Origin of the sequence: Halobaculum sp. MBLA0147 (genome assembly GCF_041361345.1) — an archaeon.
Classification (GTDB): Archaea; Halobacteriota; Halobacteria; order Halobacteriales; family Haloferacaceae; genus JAHENP01.
Genome location: NZ_JBGKAD010000001.1, coordinates 493754 through 510652, shown reverse-complemented (window position 1 = coordinate 510652; position 16899 = coordinate 493754). Strand labels below are relative to the sequence as shown.

The 16899-nt window shown below is 69.0% G+C and carries 13 protein-coding genes, 1 tRNA gene and 1 pseudogene; 11 read left to right on the top strand and 4 right to left on the bottom strand.

Annotation, left to right across the window (positions count from 1 at the left end):
- Window positions 1-157: 157 nt before the first annotated feature.
- Window positions 158-2416, top strand: a complete 2259-nt coding sequence (locus RYH80_RS02395) for an NADP-dependent malic enzyme (protein ID WP_370902258.1) — start codon at window positions 158-160, stop codon at window positions 2414-2416.
- A 107-nt stretch (window positions 2417-2523) separates the two neighbouring features.
- Here the strand turns inward: RYH80_RS02395 and mntA are convergent, their stop codons facing one another.
- Both mntA and RYH80_RS02385 read right to left on the bottom strand, forming a co-directional pair.
- On the bottom strand, window positions 2524-2967 hold the full coding sequence (gene mntA, locus RYH80_RS02390) for a type VII toxin-antitoxin system MntA family adenylyltransferase antitoxin (protein WP_370902257.1): 444 nt from the start codon (window positions 2965-2967) through the stop codon (window positions 2524-2526).
- Between the two features lie 112 nt (window positions 2968-3079).
- Complete coding sequence (locus tag RYH80_RS02385) at window positions 3080-4417, bottom strand: adenylosuccinate synthase (RefSeq protein WP_370902256.1); 1338 nt, start codon at window positions 4415-4417, stop codon at window positions 3080-3082.
- A 279-nt stretch (window positions 4418-4696) separates the two neighbouring features.
- Here RYH80_RS02385 and RYH80_RS02380 point away from each other — a divergent pair, with 279 nt between their 5' ends.
- The 3 genes from RYH80_RS02380 (at window position 4697) to RYH80_RS02370 (ending at window position 9128) form a co-directional block, all read left to right on the top strand.
- A complete protein-coding gene (locus RYH80_RS02380) occupies window positions 4697-5002 on the top strand; it encodes a hypothetical protein (RefSeq protein ID WP_370902255.1) in 306 nt (101 codons plus the stop codon).
- Between the two features lie 494 nt (window positions 5003-5496).
- A complete protein-coding gene (locus RYH80_RS02375; RefSeq protein WP_370902254.1) occupies window positions 5497-8532 on the top strand; it encodes a hypothetical protein in 3036 nt (1011 codons plus the stop codon).
- Window positions 8533-8699: 167 nt separating this feature from the next.
- Entirely contained in the window at window positions 8700-9128 is a 429-nt protein-coding gene (locus RYH80_RS02370; RefSeq protein ID WP_370902252.1) for a thioredoxin family protein, read from the top strand.
- A gap of 69 nt (window positions 9129-9197) precedes the next feature.
- On the opposite strand, the pseudogene RYH80_RS02365 reads toward RYH80_RS02370, so the two are convergent.
- Window positions 9198-9646: pseudogene (locus RYH80_RS02365) on the bottom strand (universal stress protein).
- 337 nt (window positions 9647-9983) lie between these two features.
- Between RYH80_RS02365 and RYH80_RS02360 the strand changes: the two are divergent.
- Complete coding sequence (locus RYH80_RS02360; RefSeq protein WP_370902251.1) at window positions 9984-10226, top strand: hypothetical protein; 243 nt, start codon at window positions 9984-9986, stop codon at window positions 10224-10226.
- On the top strand, window positions 10223-10639 hold the full coding sequence (locus RYH80_RS02355) for a PIN domain-containing protein (protein ID WP_370902250.1): 417 nt from the start codon (window positions 10223-10225) through the stop codon (window positions 10637-10639). The genes RYH80_RS02360 and RYH80_RS02355 overlap by 4 nt, the downstream gene beginning before the upstream one ends.
- A gap of 112 nt (window positions 10640-10751) precedes the next feature.
- On the opposite strand, the gene RYH80_RS02350 is transcribed toward RYH80_RS02355, so the two are convergent.
- Window positions 10752-10826: transfer RNA gene (locus tag RYH80_RS02350), tRNA-Arg, on the bottom strand.
- 620 nt (window positions 10827-11446) lie between these two features.
- Here RYH80_RS02350 and RYH80_RS02345 point away from each other — a divergent pair.
- From RYH80_RS02345 to RYH80_RS02325, 5 genes are all read left to right on the top strand, one after another.
- A complete protein-coding gene (locus tag RYH80_RS02345; protein WP_370902249.1) occupies window positions 11447-12058 on the top strand; it encodes an RAD55 family ATPase in 612 nt (203 codons plus the stop codon).
- A gap of 218 nt (window positions 12059-12276) precedes the next feature.
- A complete protein-coding gene (locus RYH80_RS02340; RefSeq protein ID WP_370902248.1) occupies window positions 12277-12699 on the top strand; it encodes a CoA-binding protein in 423 nt (140 codons plus the stop codon).
- 131 nt (window positions 12700-12830) lie between these two features.
- A complete protein-coding gene (locus RYH80_RS02335; RefSeq protein ID WP_370902247.1) occupies window positions 12831-13604 on the top strand; it encodes a Nif3-like dinuclear metal center hexameric protein in 774 nt (257 codons plus the stop codon).
- Between the two features lie 115 nt (window positions 13605-13719).
- Window positions 13720-16095, top strand: a complete 2376-nt coding sequence (locus RYH80_RS02330) for a methyl-accepting chemotaxis protein (RefSeq protein ID WP_370902246.1) — start codon at window positions 13720-13722, stop codon at window positions 16093-16095.
- On the top strand, window positions 16092-16778 hold the full coding sequence (locus tag RYH80_RS02325) for a bacteriorhodopsin (protein ID WP_370902245.1): 687 nt from the start codon (window positions 16092-16094) through the stop codon (window positions 16776-16778). The genes RYH80_RS02330 and RYH80_RS02325 overlap by 4 nt, the downstream gene beginning before the upstream one ends.
- The last annotated feature ends 121 nt before the right edge of the window (window positions 16779-16899 follow it).

The window sequence follows — 16899 nt, the reverse complement described above, 5'->3', positions numbered from 1 at the left end:
GTCGTCGGCCGCTTCGAGGTCCCGGGCGGATCGGAGCGGTCCGTCCGGTCACCACCGATATCGCCGGGCTGCGACGGGCTCGGTCCACGAGACCGAGTCACACAACTCCGCTACGTATGTAGGTACGTTTTTCCTCGCGCCGCCGGTTGGGGTGGACATGGGACTGGACGACGACGCACGCGAGTACCACCGCGAGGAGCCCTCGGGGAAGTTGGAGATCGCGACGACGAAACCGACGAACACGCAACGCGACCTCTCGCTGGCGTACTCGCCGGGTGTCGCGGCGCCGTGTCGCGACATCGACGCGGACCCGGAACGTGCCTACGAGTACACGGCGAAGGGGAACCTCGTCGGCGTCGTCTCGAACGGCTCGGCGGTGCTCGGTCTCGGCGACATCGGCGCACAGGCCTCGAAACCCGTCATGGAGGGGAAGGGTGTTCTGTTCAAGCGGTTCGCGGACATCGACGTGTTCGACGTCGAACTCGACGAGACCGACGTCGACGAGTTCGTCCGCTCCGTCTCGGCGATGGAGCCCACCTTCGGCGGGATCAACTTGGAGGACATCACGGCGCCGGAGTGTTTCGAGATCGAAGAGCGACTCCGCGAGGAGATGGACGTGCCCGTGTTCCACGACGACCAACACGGGACGGCGATCATCTCCGGGGCGGCGCTGATCAACGCCGCCGACATCGGCGGGAAGGACATCGAGGACCTGGAGATCGTCTTCTCGGGAGCCGGCGCGTCGGCGATCGCCACCGCACGGTTCTACCTCTCGCTGGGTGCCCGTCGCGAGAACATCACGATGTGTGACTCCTCGGGGATCATCACCGAGGACCGCGCCGAGTCGGGCGACGTGAACGAGTTCAAACGGGAGTTCGCCCGCGACGTGCCGGAGGGTGGTCTGGCAGACGCGATGGCGGGGGCAGACGTGTTCGTCGGCCTCTCTGTCGGCGGGATCGTCGACCAGGAGATGGTGCGCTCGATGGCGGAGAACCCGATCATCTTCGCGATGGCGAACCCGGACCCGGAGATCGACTACGAGTCCGCGAAGGCCGCCCGCGAGGACACCGTGGTGATGGCGACCGGCCGGTCGGACTACCCCAACCAGGTGAACAACGTGCTCGGGTTCCCGTTCATCTTCCGTGGGGCACTCGACGTGCGTGCGACGGACATCGACGAAGAGATGAAACGCGCCGCAGCCGAGGCGCTGGCGGAGTTGGCACGCCAGGACGTGCCCGACGCCGTCGTGAAGGCGTACGGCGACCAGCCGCTCCAGTACGGTCCGGACTACGTGATCCCGAAGCCGCTGGACCCGCGCGTGCTGTTCGAGGTCGCGCCGGCCGTCGCGGAGGCGGCGATGGAGTCCGGTTGTGCCCGTCGGGAGATCGATCCCGACGCGTACGCCGAGCGCCTGGAGGCACGGCTCGGCAAGAGCCGCGAGATGATGCGCGTCGTGTTGAACAAGGCGAAGTCGGACCCCAAGTGCGTCGCCCTCGCGGAGGGGACCGACGAGAAGATGATCCGCGCCGCCTACCAGCTCAACGAGCAGGGGATCGCCGACCCCGTCCTGTTGGGTGACGGCGACACGATCCGGGCGGAGACGGAGCGACTCGGCCTCGACTTCGAGCCGACGGTCGTCGACCCCGCCGCCAGCGACGACACGGAGCGGTACGCGGACCGACTGTACGAGATGCGGAGCCGCGACGGGGTCACGCGGACGGAGGCGGGCGACCTGGTGCGGACGGACACCAACTACTTCGGCTCGGTGATGGTCGAGGAGGACGACGCCGACGCCCTGCTGACGGGGTTGACCCACCACTACCCGTCCGCGTTGCGCCCGCCGCTGGAGGTCATCGGGGCTGCGGAGGACACCGAACACGTCGCGGGCGTCTACATGCTGACGTTCAAGAACCGGGTGATCTTCTGTGCGGACGCGACGGTGAACCGCGACCCGGACGCGGACACCCTCGCGGAGGTGACGAAACACACCGCGGACCTGGCGCGGCGGTTCAACGTCGACCCGCGGGCGGCGATGCTGTCGTACTCCAACTTCGGATCGGTCGACGACACCTCCACTCGAACCTCGCGAGAGGCGGTGGAACTGCTCCACGGCGACGACGAGGTGGACTTCCCGGTCGACGGAGAGATGCAGGCGGACACGGCCGTCGTCGAGGACATCCTCGAGGACACCTACGAGTTCGCGGAGTTGGACGACCCCGCGAACGTGTTGATCTTCCCGAACCTGGAGTCGGGCAATATCGGCTACAAACTGCTCCAGCGGCTCGGCGGCGCGGAGGCCATCGGCCCGATGCTCGTCGGGATGGACGAGCCGGTCCACGTGCTCCAGCGTGGCGACGAGGTGAAAGACATCGTGAACCTCGCCGGCGTCGCCGTGGTGGACGCGCAAGACGAGTAGACCGAAGTACCCACCCTCGGGCGGCAGCCCGACGGTTCACCCCCCGTGTAGTGCGGGCTTCTCTCACGAGACGCCGTCGACGATCGGTCACGTAGCCTCCGAGAGCGTCATCGGAGGTGACTCTCCATCGCCTCCAATGCCGCGTCGAACCGCTCGGCTGGCGAGGGTCCCCCGTCGTCCGGCGGCGCCAGCTCGGATCGGAGCCGACGTTCTCGGTCGTCGTCGCCGATCAGTCGGTCACCGTGGTCTAGCACGGATCGGACGACACCCGAGTCGGCGCGACGGAGGTCGACGACGTCGACCTCGTCGGTGCCGAGAGCGGTCGCCAGATCGGCTCCGAGAGACAGCCGACGGCGGCCCGCAGTCCGGTCGTCGGACGACTCGAACACGACGGCGACGTCCACGTCACTCCCGGCCCACTCGTCGCCACGCGCCAGTGACCCGAAGAGGAACCCGATCGAGACCGGGTGGTCGGCGAGAACCTGCTCGACGACGGTGCTCACCGGGTCCACCTCGTCGATCTCGCCTCGACTGTCGTCTGCCGTCGGCATCGAGTAGAAGTAGTTCGTCACCGTCGATAAGAGTCACTCCGAGAGGGGTGGTCGGCGTCCGTCCGACCGACTCTCGGTCACGCCCAGCAGGTTCCGACAGACGACCCGCCGCTCAGTCCACCCGCTCCCACGGGTCGACGCGCTCGATGGTCTGCGCGCGGTCGGGCCCGACGCCGACCGCGTACACCTCCACGCCGGTCTCGGCCTCGACGTACTCCACGTACGTCTTCGCCGCCTCGGGCAACGCCTCGTACCCCTCCGCGGCGACGGCGTCCCAGTCGACGTCCGGCCACGGCTCGAACTCGCGGCGCACCGGCTCACACCGCGCCCACTGTTCGGCCGTCGCCGGCACCGTCTCGATCACGTCGCCGTCCAGTTCGTACGCGTGCCCGACGGCCAACTCGTCGAGCCCCCCGAGCACGTCGAGGTGGTTCAGCGAGATTCCCGTCAGACCGTTGACACGAGCGGCGTGGCGCAACACGGGCACGTCGAGCCAGCCGATCCGACGCGGGCGACCGGTGACAGTGCCGAACTCGCCGCCGCGCTCGCGGATATCGCTCGCGAGTGCCTCCTCGTGGTCGCCCCCGTCCAACTCCGTCGGCATCGCGCCGGAGCCGACCCGCGAGAGGTACGCCTTCACGACGCCGACGACCTCGCCGTCGCCGACGACCGTCGGGCCGAGCCCGGTCCCGGTCGTCGCGCCGCCCGCGGTGGGGTTCGAGGAGGTGACGAACGGGTAGTTCCCGTGGTCTACGTCGATGAGTGTGCCCTGTGCGCCCTCGAAGACGAGGTTGTCGCCGGCCGCACGCCGCTCGGCGAGGAACGGGCCACAGTCGACCAGCATCCCCTCGTCGGCGAGTCGGCGACCGTACTCGGCGTACTGCTCGTGGAGCGCGTCCACGTCACACTCTGCGCCGGCCTCCAAGCCGTACACCTCCTCGATCACCGCGCGCTTCTGCGGGACGACGTACTCCAACTTCTCGCGGAGCACGTCCGGGTCGGTGAGGTCGCCGACACGGACGCCTCGGCGGCCGGCCTTGTCCTCGTAGGTCGGGCCGATGCCGCGGCCGGTCGTCCCGATAGCCTCGCCGTCCTCCGCCTTCGCCTCCTCCTCGATGCCGTCGAGGCGACGGTGGTACGGGAGGATGACGTGTGCGCGGCGAGCGACGCGCACGTCGGGGTCGAGGCCGCGGTCGTGCAACGCGTCGAGTTCGTCGAACAGCGTCTCGGGGTTGACGACACAGCCGTTCCCGAGGACGCCGGTCTTGCCGCGGATCGCACCCGAGGGGACCAACGACAGGGCGTACTCCTCGCCGTCTTCGACGACCGTGTGGCCGGCGTTGTCGCCGCCCTGGTACCGTACGACGACGTCGGCGGCCCCGCCGTAGCGGTCGACGAGGGCTCCCTTCCCCTCGTCACCCAGCTGGGTGCCGACGATGGTGACAGTCATACCGGCCGCACCTTCAGAAGGGTGGGGGAAATCGATTACGGTCGCCCGGAGCGGGCGCCCCGACGTGCGGACTGTGAGGGACCGCCGAGGAGGCGGTCGCCGCTCCGAAGGTTTAACTACGGCGCTCGAAAACTGGAAGGCGAGTTACCGAGTCACGTGGTGGCGACCGGCCGACCGCGCGCCGGCTCCCACTCGTCTCCGACTCGTGGCGACGACCGTCGCCGGTCGTCGCCGCGAGGGAGAAGCTTTAAATCGGGTAGAGACAAGTTAACAAGTGCCATGATAGATCGACTGGAGAAGGAAGTCGACATGCTGGAGCGACACCTGAAGGTTCTCCGGATGGTGATCGAGAACGAGCCGATCGGGATCGTGAAGATGTCCAACGAGACGGGGTACCCGCACCACAAGGTTCGGTACTCGCTGCGTGTCTTGGAGGAGGAGAACCTCATCGAGCCGTCGAGTCAGGGAGCGATCACGACGGAGCGCACCGCGGAGTTCGTGGAGGACCTAGACGGGAAACTCGACGAGATCACCGACAAGATCGGTGGGATGCGGATCGAGGACGCGCCGGAACTCGAGGGCTGACGCGCGCGACGCGGCCGGTTCGACCCGCCGTCCGGATCGCAGGTGGTGCAGTGTGGCCAACCCGCCCTCTCCGTCGGGGTCGAGAGCGGCGCGACGCGGACGAGGCCGTCTGCGACCTCTCTGCTGCCGTGAGTGTCGACGCCGTCGTCGGGAGCGCGGCGGCTGGTCTTCGCGCTCCGACGCCGAAGCCGGACGGGAGAGCCGAGTCGGTGGGAGGATTTTTGCTGCCCGGTCGTGAATCGACGAGCGACAGTGGTGTCCACCACGGGACAGACGACGAACCGGTCGGCGTCGACGGCTACGACGACCGTTCCGCCCGCGACGGCCAGCGTCAGGTACGTTCGAACCGCTGTGACGGACCGTAGTGAGTACCGCAGACGCCGTCGCACCGTCGACTCCTCGACAGTGGACTGTCCTCGATCAGCCACCGCCGGGGAGTGGACGGCAGTCGCAGGTCGGACGACAGCGCCCGGTCGCCGTGGGGGTGATCGGCCGTGAGTCTCCGCGTGACCGTGTACGATCCGGCCGCGGGATCGGTCGTGGGCGACGAGACGCCTCGTTCGGGTGCGCTGGAGACCGTCCAGCGGGACCTACGCGACGGCGTGGTGATCGCCTTCGAGACCACACACTCCGGAGGGCACCTCCGGTGTGCGCTGACGGCGACGGACGGCTCCGACGCTCGGACGGTCGTCGCGGAGGGGGAGTGGGAGGGTGACGGCTACGCTGGCGTCCAGGCCCCCGCTTGGACGAACTTCACGCGGTTCGTCGAGGGGGCCCTCGACACGGCCGGGTGGCGTGTCGTCGACGACGAGCTCTCGGAGTCGGTGTTCCGCCGCGTCGACACGCGGGCGGTCGACCCGGTCGCCGCCGGCGAGTCTCGGGCGAGTGCCGACGCCGGCGGCGTCCGTATCCGCGTGCCCTCGACGAGCAGTGCCGTCGCCGTGTTCAACCACCTCGCGCGTGCCGCAGATGGGGACGCGGCACGCGTGGTGGTCACAGACGGCACGGACGGCGTGGGCCGCGACGGGCTCGACGCGCTCGTGGTGACCGACGAGACCGTCCGCGAACCGATCGTCGAACCACTCCCGACCGGCGACGCCGGCGGTGACCCCGGCACGGGCTCCAGCCCGAACACGGGGACCGACCCGGTGGGTGGACGTGGAGTGGACGGAGGCGAGACGGACCGCGGAGCGACCCCGAGCGGTACTACACGTGGGGCGGGTGAGGCGGCCGGTGGCGACCGCCGAGAGACGGGTCCCAACGACGGGTCACCCGTGGCGCCACCCTCACCCGACGACCGTGGTGCGCCCGGCGGTCTCCCACGGACGGACGGGTCTCCGACACCGGACGCCTCGCCCGCCGACCGGACGAGTGGCCCGGCCGGCCGGGGCGACCGCTCGCCCGACCCCGGCGGACGGCGAACTCGCGGCGAGGACGAGCCGCGGGCGGGCGGAGAAGCTCGGAGTGGTGACTCGGGAGTCCCCGACTCGCAGAGTGACTACTCGCGGACGACAGACGAACCGGGCGGCGACTTCGACCTCTCGGACCTCCCGGGAGGGGACCCGTTCGCGGCGGCAGACGACGCCGACTCGGCTCGTGTCGATCGTCCAGACGGCGTCGACTCGGCTCCTGTCGACCGTGCAGACGGCGTCGACTCGGCTCCTGTCGACCGTGCAGACGGCGCGAACTCGCTCGGGGACGACGCCGGTCGGTCGCCGTCGGGGACGACGAGTCAGACGGACGAACCGGCCGATCGACAGCGGTCTCCGACCCAGAGTCCCGAGACGGAGCGACGCACGGGTCCTGGCGCGGGGACAGGCGAACGACCACTTGGAGGTGATCCCGGCGAGACCCCCGAGGACGGGTCGGGTGACACTGCTCGGGGGCCCGCGTCGAGCGGCGGCCCTGGAGGGAACGGACCGAGCGGTGGCGTCGGGGGTGGTGGCAGTCGGAGAGCCGAGACGAGTGGCGAACGACCGACCGGGCCGCCAGAGTCGTCGGAGTCCCCGGAGTCGCCGGAGCCGATCACCGGCGCGGCACCGGACGCGGGGTACGAACTCAGACTGTTCGAGGGTGCCACGGGACGGCTCGCGTTCTCGACGGAACGCGAGGCGGCACGGACGGACGACCGGACGCGGTGGGATCACGACAACGGGACCACGCTGGTGCTCGACCCACGCGGTGGGTACGCGCGGCTCGCGGTCCGAGCGCGTCGCGAGGGGACGGAGTCGTTCCTCGCCGAGTTCCGCGCCGGTCCCGAGGTCGTCCCACCCGAGCGACTGCTGGCGACGTTCCGCGACACGTTGGCGGGCACCCTGGACAGACTCGGTTGGCACCCCGTCGACGCGGACGCCGACGCGCAGTTGGTGTACGCTCACGCCGTCGACGCCGGGCCGTTCGACCCCGGGCTGGAGGGCGACCTGGTCGACCTCCTGCAGGCGGGACCGGTCGACTTCGCCGTACCGACGTACACCAAGGCGATCGAACTGTTCCAGTGGGTCCGCGAGCGGGCGCCGGAGGGGACGGCGATCGTGATCTGTGAGGCGGGGCGCACGGAGGTGACGGACGGCGCCGACGTGGTGATCCGGCCGGACGAGGACGTCACGACCGTCCGGGTCGTCGGCGAGGCGACCGAGCGGATCGAACGACGGGCGTTGGAGCCGCGAGCGGCGGCCGCGACCGACGCGCTGGAGACGGTCGCCGAGGCGGTCCGCGACGAGACGGGGCCGAACGATCCGGTCGACAGCTACGTCGCGGAGCTGTTGACCCGTCGTGTCCCGAGCGAGCAACGACTCGCCTTCGTCGCCACGGAGACTCCGAACCGGTGGCTCGACACGGCGACGGCGTGGGCGACGATCGGGGCGGTCGTCACGACCACGCTGACGCTGGTCGTCGCCGGGTTCGCCGGCAGTTTCGCCGGTCTCGGCGGCGGTGCCGTCGGACTCGCCGGAGTCGAGGCGTTCCCGGCGGCACCCGCGTGGGTGCAGGCGCTGGTCGCCGTGGCGACGCTGACCGCCGCGGCGGCGGGTCCGGCGACCGTCCACCCGACGGTTGCGGGCTGGCTCGCCCGACTGCGTGCGTGGCGAACGTACCCCCCGGTCTCGGAGTCGGCGGTGTTCCCCGGCTCTCGCGGGGCGTTGCTGGACGCGACCGGCGAGGTCGGAGACACGGTCGGCGAGCGACTCCGCCGACTGCACGACTCCTACGAGGCGGCGCCGAACGCGCCGGCCGACTCCTACCGCGCGTTCGTCGACGCGGCGGTCCTCGACGGGAGTCTCCCCGGACTGGGGGCCGCAGACCCCGCACGGACCCGGTTCGACCGGCTCGTCACGGTCGCCGGTGGACTGGTCCTCGGCCCGCTGGTCGGACTCGTCTGTGCCGGTGCCGTGTACGCGGGGCTGGTGACCGCGAGCGTTCGACCGGGTGCCGTCGCCGGCCTCTCGGGGGTCGTCGTCGTCGGCACACTCCTCGTCGGTGCGACCGTGGCGCTGGCCCGGGCGGAGGGGTACACGCTCGCCGACCTGCCGTGAGACCGCTCGTCGGTCTGCCGTGGAACTGCTCGCGAACCTGCCGTGGGACCGCTCGCGGCCGGGAGCCACGCTCCGTCGCCACCGAACGTCGACCGCTCACCGCTCTCGTGCGACAGAATTGCACGAGTAGCACAAGGTATTAGATCGCCGAGCCGCAAGGCGTGGGTGTGAGCGAGTCAGACCGCATCGACGAGATCAGAGCACAGAAGCGCGAGGAGCTGCTGTCGGAGCACGGTGACGGGGAGACTGCCGACGGTGCGGCCGCCGGCACGGGGACACCGAGTGAACCGATCCACGTCGACGGCGCCGACCACCTCTCCGAGTTGCTCGCGACTCACGACGTGGTGTTCGCGGACTTCTACGCGGACTGGTGTGGTCCGTGCAAACAACTGGAGCCGACGGTCGAACACTTGGCCACCCAGACGGACGCCGCCGTCGTGAAGGTGGACATCGACGCGAACCAGCAGTTGGCCGCTCGGTACGGCGTTCGGAGTGTCCCGACGATGGTGTTGTTCGCGGACGGCGAGGTCGCCGAACAGGTGGTCGGTGTTCGCGGCGCGGACCGGCTCGCCGATCTGATCGGCCGGTACACCTGACCGGTTCCGGTCTCACGCGGTTTCGGGTCCGTTCGGTCTTCGGGCCGCTTCGCGTCCCGCGTTCGGTTCTCACGCCGCTTCGGGTGTCTTGACGACGAGCACGGGTCTGTCCAGCGTCTGGGCCACGGCGTTCGTCACGCTCCCCAGCATCCGCCGGTATGGGTCCGACTTCGACTCCGTCCCCAGCACGACGAGGTCGGCGTCCAGATCGACGGTGGTGTCGGCGATCGCCGTCTCCGGGACGCCGTGGACGAGTCGCGTCTCGACGGCCACGTCCGCCTCGGCGGCACGGTCCGTGACCGCCGCGAGCGCGTCTCGACCAGCCTCTTCGAGGCCGTGTTCGGGGCCCTCTCGGCGGCCACGAACTCGTCGCCGGAGTAGGCCGCGTACACCGCCTCGTCGACGACGTAGACGGCGTGGAGGCCCGCGCCGATCCGCGCCGCCAACTCGACCGCGTCCGCAATCGCTGGCTCGGACGCCCGCTCCCCGTCCGTCGCCAGGAGTATCCGGTCGTACACACCTCGTCGTACGTCGGCGGTGGTAGTGAATTTACTCGCCGTCGCAGTCCTGGGACTCCATTACTCGGTCTGTCGACCGTCGCACCACAGCTGCTGTGTGGCCCGGTGAGTCCACTCACCTGTCCCGGAGTTGCGGCTGGTCGTCTGGTCGACCCGTCCTAGAGACGGCTGCCGTGGACTCCGCCCCGCCGTCGGTCGGGTTCGCCACAGAAGAGTCGTGGTCGCTCTGGCCCCCGTTCGCTCCCTACACCGATCGACCGATCGCGCCCGAGCCGGCCGGAGTGAGTTCCGGCTGCACCGAAAGACACAGGAATCTGTGTCGACACAGTTCCCGTGTATGCCGACTATCACGGTCAACGTCGACGACGATCTCAAACGACGGATGGAGAGACACCCGGAGATCAACTGGAGTGAGGTCACCCGACAGGCGATCCACGAGAAGGTCGAGACACTCGAAGTGATGGACGAACTCGCGAGTGCGAGCGACCTCACCGAGACCGACGTGCGGGAGATCGCCGACAAGATCGACCGAGCCGGACGCGAGCGGGTCGACGGGAGATCGGATCGATCCGACCGATGACGTTGGTCGTCGACGCCAACGTCGTGATCTCCGCACTCGTCGCGGATTCGGCGACGCGCGAACTCGTCGTCACACTCCGACCGGACCTGTTGACGCCCGCGTTCGTCCACGACGAGATCGACAACTACGAACCGCTGATCGTCGAGAAGTCCGGGATGGAACCGGAGCGAGTCTCACAGTTCGTCGATCTCCTGTTTCAGTACATCGACGTCGTCCACGCGGACGATTTCTATCGAGCTATCGACACGGCGGACGACGCAATCGGAGACACCGACCCCGACGACGTACTCTATCTGGCGTGTGCGGTCGCCAGTGATGCGGCCATCTGGAGTGACGACGCAGACTTCGACGAGCAGAGTCTCGTCGACGTCTACTCGACGGGTGACGTACTCGACACGTTCGACACAGTCTGATTCACTAGTCCACAGTCGGTGCGTGGGCTTGGATCGACCTCTCCCCTTCTTCAGGGGTGTGTACCAAATTACGCCTATATCCGAAGAACGGACCGTCACGACGACAGAACCATGGGCGCTGCAGGATTTGAACCCGCGACAGCTTGGTCCGAAGCCAAGTACTCTGTCCAGACTGAGCTAAGCGCCCTCACCTCGGCGTAGCGCGGAGACCCTCATAAGTCCCGCGAATCGAGTCGCCGGTGGTCGCCGGCCCACGGACGGTCACTGACCTCGGACCGAACCCTCCGCACCCACTCGACCTCGGACCACACTCTCCGCACCCACTCGACCTCGGACCACACTCTCCGCACACACTCGACCTCGGACCACACTCTCCGCACCCACTCGACCTCGGGCCACACTCTCCGCACACACTCGACCTCGGACCACACTCTCCGCACCCACTCGACCTCGGACCACACTCTCCGCACACACTCGAGCCCAGCACCCACCCACCGAACTCTCGACGACTCACTCGACCGTCGGGTGCGACCACCGCAGGTACCCCGCTCTCGTGACACTCCCGCCCGCCGCGGACGACACCGAGCACTCTAGGCCCGTACTCCCCGAACACACGCCGTAGGTGGACTGTAGCGACGAGGCAGGGGATCCACGGACGGCACCCGCAGTACCCGCCGACACCGGCCGCCAAGCAAAAAGAATAATACCGGCTCACGGCATGGTTGTGATAGTAGATGACTTCCCGGGAGACGGAGGCGTGGTCGTGTGCGGGGCCGGGAGTCGTGGCGCCACGGGGTGGACGAACGTATGTATGACGTAGGGCCGCTCGACGCCGAGATCGAACCGGGATCGAACGTGTTGATCTCCGGGCCGTCGATGACCGGGAAACGAGACATGGCGATGGACGTACTGGCAGACGGGACCGAGAAGGGCGAGGGCGCCATCTTCGTGACGACGAAGGACGGCGCCGATCGGGTCCTCGAGTTGTACGAACAGCGGACACCCTACCAGGGGAAACCCGTCGCCGTCGTCGACTGTGTCACTCGCCAACAGGGTGTCGGCGAGGTCCGCGACGACGACGACCGGATCAAGTACGCCTCCTCGCCGGTCGACATGACGCGGATCGGGATCCAACTCTCGGAGTTCCTGGAGGCGTTCTACCAGGAGCGGAACATCCGACAGAACCGCGTCGCTCTCCACTCGCTGTCGACGCTGTTGATGTACTCGGACCTCCAGACCGTGTTCCGGTTCCTCCACGTGTTCACCGGGCGAATCCAGAGCGTCGACGGGCTGGGCATGTACGTCATCGACTCGACGGCCCACGACGACCAGACGATGAACACGCTCAAACAGCTGTTCGACGGCGTCGTCCGGACCCACGAGGACCGCGAGCCCGAGATCCAACTCGCGGACGCCTGACCACGCGTCGACTGCGCGCGCCCGACCGTCTCGTCTCTCCCGGTCGATCTCTCTGCGGTCGTGTCACTGCCGCCTCGCTCGCGCCAGTCCCTTCTCCGTCACGCCAGTCCCTTCTCCGTCGCGCCAGTCCCTTCTCCGTCACGCCAGTCCCTTCTCCGTCGCGCCAGTCTCTTCTCGACCGCGTCACCCTCTTCTCTGTCGCGCGCGTCGGGTCGGGCATGCCAGTGACGGACGACGACGGGCTGCGGGAACTGGTGCGCGCGGAGTCGATCGCCGTGGTCGGCTGTTCGACGACACCGGGGAAGGCGGCCCACGACGTACCCGCCTACCTCGCCGAGCGCGGGTACACGATCCACCCGGTGAACCCGTACGCCGACGAGGTGCTGGGTCGGGACGCAGTCGACTCGCTCGCGGACGTGCACGCCGACGTGGACCTCGTGAACGTGTTCCGACCGAGCGAGGAGGTGTCGGGAATCGTCGACGAGGTGCTCGACCGCCTGGATCGGCGCGGTGACGTGTGGGGGCTCTGGCTCCAACTCGGGGTCGCGGACGACGCGGCACTCGGCCGGGCGGAGGCGAAGGGGCTGCTCACGACACAGGATCGGTGTCTGAAGGTGGAACACGGGCGACTGGTGGCGTAGGGCTGGAATCGGGGTACCGGGTCGGGTCGGGCCACCGAGGCGGATTCGAGCCACTGGGTTGGATCGGCCCACCGACGTGAGTTCGACGGCGGACCGCAAGCTACGAACGGGACGCACTCGGACCCGTGGGTGTGGAACTCCAGACACTCGCGGAGCGACTCGACGACGAACTGGACACGAGTGCGTACGCGGATCTCGACGCCAGCGCGAACGGGCTCCAAGTGGGTCCGACGCGGACGACACACGAGGTCGAGCACGTCGCGGTCGCGGTCGACGCCTGCGAGGCGACCGCAGAGGCGGCCGCCGAGGCCGGCGCGGACCTGCTCGTCACGCACCACGGGATCGTCTGGGGTGGACTCGGCCGCGTGACCGGGCAAGCGTACGACCGCGTGACCGCGTTCACCGACCGCGACCTCCCGCTGTACGTCTCGCACCTCCCGCTGGACGGCCACCCGGAGCTGGGGAACGCGGCGAGACTCGCAGACACACTCGACGTCCGGGAGACGGAACCGTTCGGGTCGCTCGGCCCGGAACACGTGGGACGACGCGGCGTCGCTGCGGAGCCGTACACCCACGACGAGTTGCGGGAGACGCTCGCGGACGCACTCGACACCGGCGACCAGCCGGTCCGAGTGCTCCCGTTCGGGCCCGACGAGATCGAGGACGTGGCGATCCTCACCGGGAGCGGCACGGACTGGCTCGGGGAGGCAGTCGAGGCCGGCTGTGACGCGCTCGTCACCGGCGAGGGGAAGGGGAAGGCGTACCACGAGGCGCGCGAGGCCGGGCTCTCCGTCTTCCTCGCGGGCCACTACGCGACGGAGACGGGCGGCGTCCGCGCCGTCGCGGAGCGACTCGAAGCCTGGGGACTGGACACCACGTTCCTCGAGCACCCGACGGGACTCTGACGCGGCGCGACCGGAGGCGACGAGTCCCCGCTGGGCTCCAGAAGGTCGTCGACGAGAATCACTCGCGATACTAGACGACAAAACTTCTATAGTGGAAGCACAGTAGCCCACCAAAATGAGTTTCACCGACGTGTGGCGGACCGTCGTTCCGGAGACGATCCGGCGGCGGTTCGCGGCCAAACTCCTCTTGGCGTTGCTGGCTGTGATCGGTCTCACGGTCGGGTTCGGGGCGTTCGTCCAGACACAGACGGCCGCAGACCTGCGAGCCGACGCCGACGCGGAGCTGACGACGACCGCCGAGATCCGCGGGGAGACGCTCGACACTTGGCTCTCGGGTGTGGAAAAACAGACCCGACTCACCTCGCGACACCCGGCGGTGACCTCCGGGGAGGCGGATCGCGTCCGTGAGCACTTCCGCTCGCTCGTGGGCACGGACACCGTCCCGGAGGCGGTGATCGCGGTCCACTACTACGACACGGACGCGAAGGTGATCCGCGTCAGTTCCGCGAGTCGACTGGAGGGGATCAGCCCCGCCGAGAAGGGAGCGCCGTTCGCACGGAACCCGCCGACGTTCGAGGGGCCGAGTGACACCTACGTCAGCGACCCGTTCTCGGTACCTGTGGTCGACCACCCGGTCTTGACGGTGATCTCGCCGGTTCCCGGGGTCGAGGATCGCGCGGTGATCTACATGATCGACCTCCGACAACGCGTCGAGAGTCTAGCGACGGTCCGCCAGGGGTCGATCGTCGTGGTGAACGACGACGGCGAGTTCGTCTCGCACCCGGACACGAGCCGGATCGGCGACCGGTGGACGGGGATGGACGCGATGCGTGCCGCCGGGGGCAGTTCGGGGAGCGACGTGACCGCCGGCACCGACACGGCGGGGGCGACGTTCGTCGAGCGCGGCGACACACTCACCGCGGCGACGACGATCGAGGCCGCCGACTGGACGGTCGTCGTCAGGACACCACGCGAGGTCGCGTACGCACTCGGTGAGAACGTCACGTCCGGTATCCTCGGACTGATACTGCTGACGATGGCGACGCTGGGGCTCGTCGGCGCCGTCGTCGGCTCCGACACGGTGTCGTCGCTGCGGCAGATCGCCGTCCGCGCGAACCGGATGGCGGAGGGCGACCTGGACGTGACACTCGAGACACGCCGCGAGGACGAGTTCGCGGACCTCGCGGAGACGTTCACGGAGATGCGTGACTCGCTGCGCGAGTCGCTCTCGGAGGCGGAGACGGCTCGCGAAGAGGCCGAGCGGGCGCGCTCGGAGGCGGAGGCGCAGGCCGACCGGCTGGCTCGGACCGCCGAGGAGTACGAGACGGTGATGCGTGCCGTCGCCGACGGGGACCTGACGCGGCGCGTCGACGCGGACGCGGACGACGAGGCGATGCGCGCGATCGGCGAGGCGTTCAACGAGATGGTCGCCGACATCGAGCGGACGCTGGCGGACGTGACGGCCTTCTCGGCGACGGTCGCGGAGGCAGTCGCGTCGACCGCCGACAGCGTCGCGGCCGTCACGGAGGCCAACGAGGACGTCCGCGCGTCGGTGTCGGAGATCGCCGACGGGGCGACCCAGCAGGCCGAGGATCTCGCCACGGTCGAGTCCGAGATGGGGCAGTTGTCGGCCAGCGCCGAGGAGGTGGCGTCGACGGTCGAGACGGTGGCGGCGACCTCCCGTCGCGCGGCCGACGCGGGCGACACCGGCCGCGAGCGTGCCGAGGAGGCACTCGCGGAGATGGAGGCGATCCGCGAGCAGACGGAGGCGTCGACGGAGGCCATCGAGACGCTGGAGTCGGAGGTGGCCGAGATCGCGGAGATCGCAGAGTTGATCGGCGACATCGCCGACCAGACGAACCTCCTCGCGTTGAACGCCTCCATCGAGGCGGCGCGGGCGGGCGGCGAGGCCGGAGACGCGGGTGACGGCTTCGCGGTCGTCGCCGACGAGGTGAAGAGTCTCGCGGAGGAGACGAAGGAGTCTGCCGAGGAGGTGGAGTCGCGGATCGCGGCGATCCGGTCACACACCGAAGACACGGTCGCGGGGATGCACGAGACGGGCGACCGGGTTCGCGACGGGACGGAGACCGTCGAGGCGGCGATCGAGTCGCTCGAAGAGATCGTCGAACACGTCGAGGGCGTCGACGACGACATCCAGGAGATCGCCTCCGCGACGGAACAGCAGGCGCGATCCTCGGAGGCGGTCGTCGACACCGTCGAAGAGGTCGCGTCGATCAGCGAGGAGACGAGCGCCGAGGCGGCGACGGTCGACGAGGCGACGAGTCGCCAGACGGAGACGCTCTCGCGTGTCGCGGACGACGCCGACGGGTTGGCCGACCGCGCCGAGCGCCTCCAGTCGCTGCTGGCCAACTTCGAGATCGACGCCGACGGTGCCTCGGAGGGTGCGACGGAACCAGCGGACACGAGTGGTGTCCGCGAGTCGCGGGCGGCGGACGACACGGCCGTCTCCGACGGGGGTGATCGCCGGTGATCCCGTGGCGACTCGTCGGGGCGGTCGTCCTCGCCGTGGGGACGATCCCGCCGCTGTTCCAGGGTGCCGTCGACGAGGATCGGCGGGACTTCTACGCGGTACTGGCGGGCGTGACGGGCATCGCTGCCGTCGCGTACCTCGCGATGGGACTCGGGATCGGCGACGTGACGACCGCCGGCCGGACGTGGAACGTCGTCCGGTACGCGGACTGGCTGGTGACGACCCCGCTGATCGTGTTGTACCTCGCGATGTTGAGCCAGCCGACGCGGGCGACGTACCTCCGGTTGGTCGCCGCGGACGTGGTGATGATCCTGGCTGGCGCGAGTGCGAACGTCCTGCCGGCGCCGTTCCACTTCCTCGCCTTCGGCGTGGGAGCGGTGGCGTTCGCGTACCTCGTGTACGTGTTGTGGCTGCGGCTCGGTGTCGAGTCGAGCGTCGAGTCGCAGGGGCGTCGGGCGTTGTTCGAGAAGCTCCGGAACGTCACGATCGTGTTGTGGGGGATCTACCCGGTCGTATGGCTGCTGTCGACGAAGGGACTCGGCCTCTTGCTCCCCGGCACGGAGACGGTCGTGATCGTCTACCTCGACGTGTTGACGAAAGCCGCCTTCGTCGTTGTCGCGGTCAACGGCAGCGACGCCATCGACGCCGAGGCCGCCACCGCCGAAGCCATCTTCGGCGACTGAGGCGACGGCACACAGCTCCGGACCGCACCGTTGAAACCCGTACCAGTCGACGTGCGTGTGTGACAGAGGACACGGGTGCGTCCGAGGAGAGTACCGGCGACGAGGAGACGACCGGCGACGA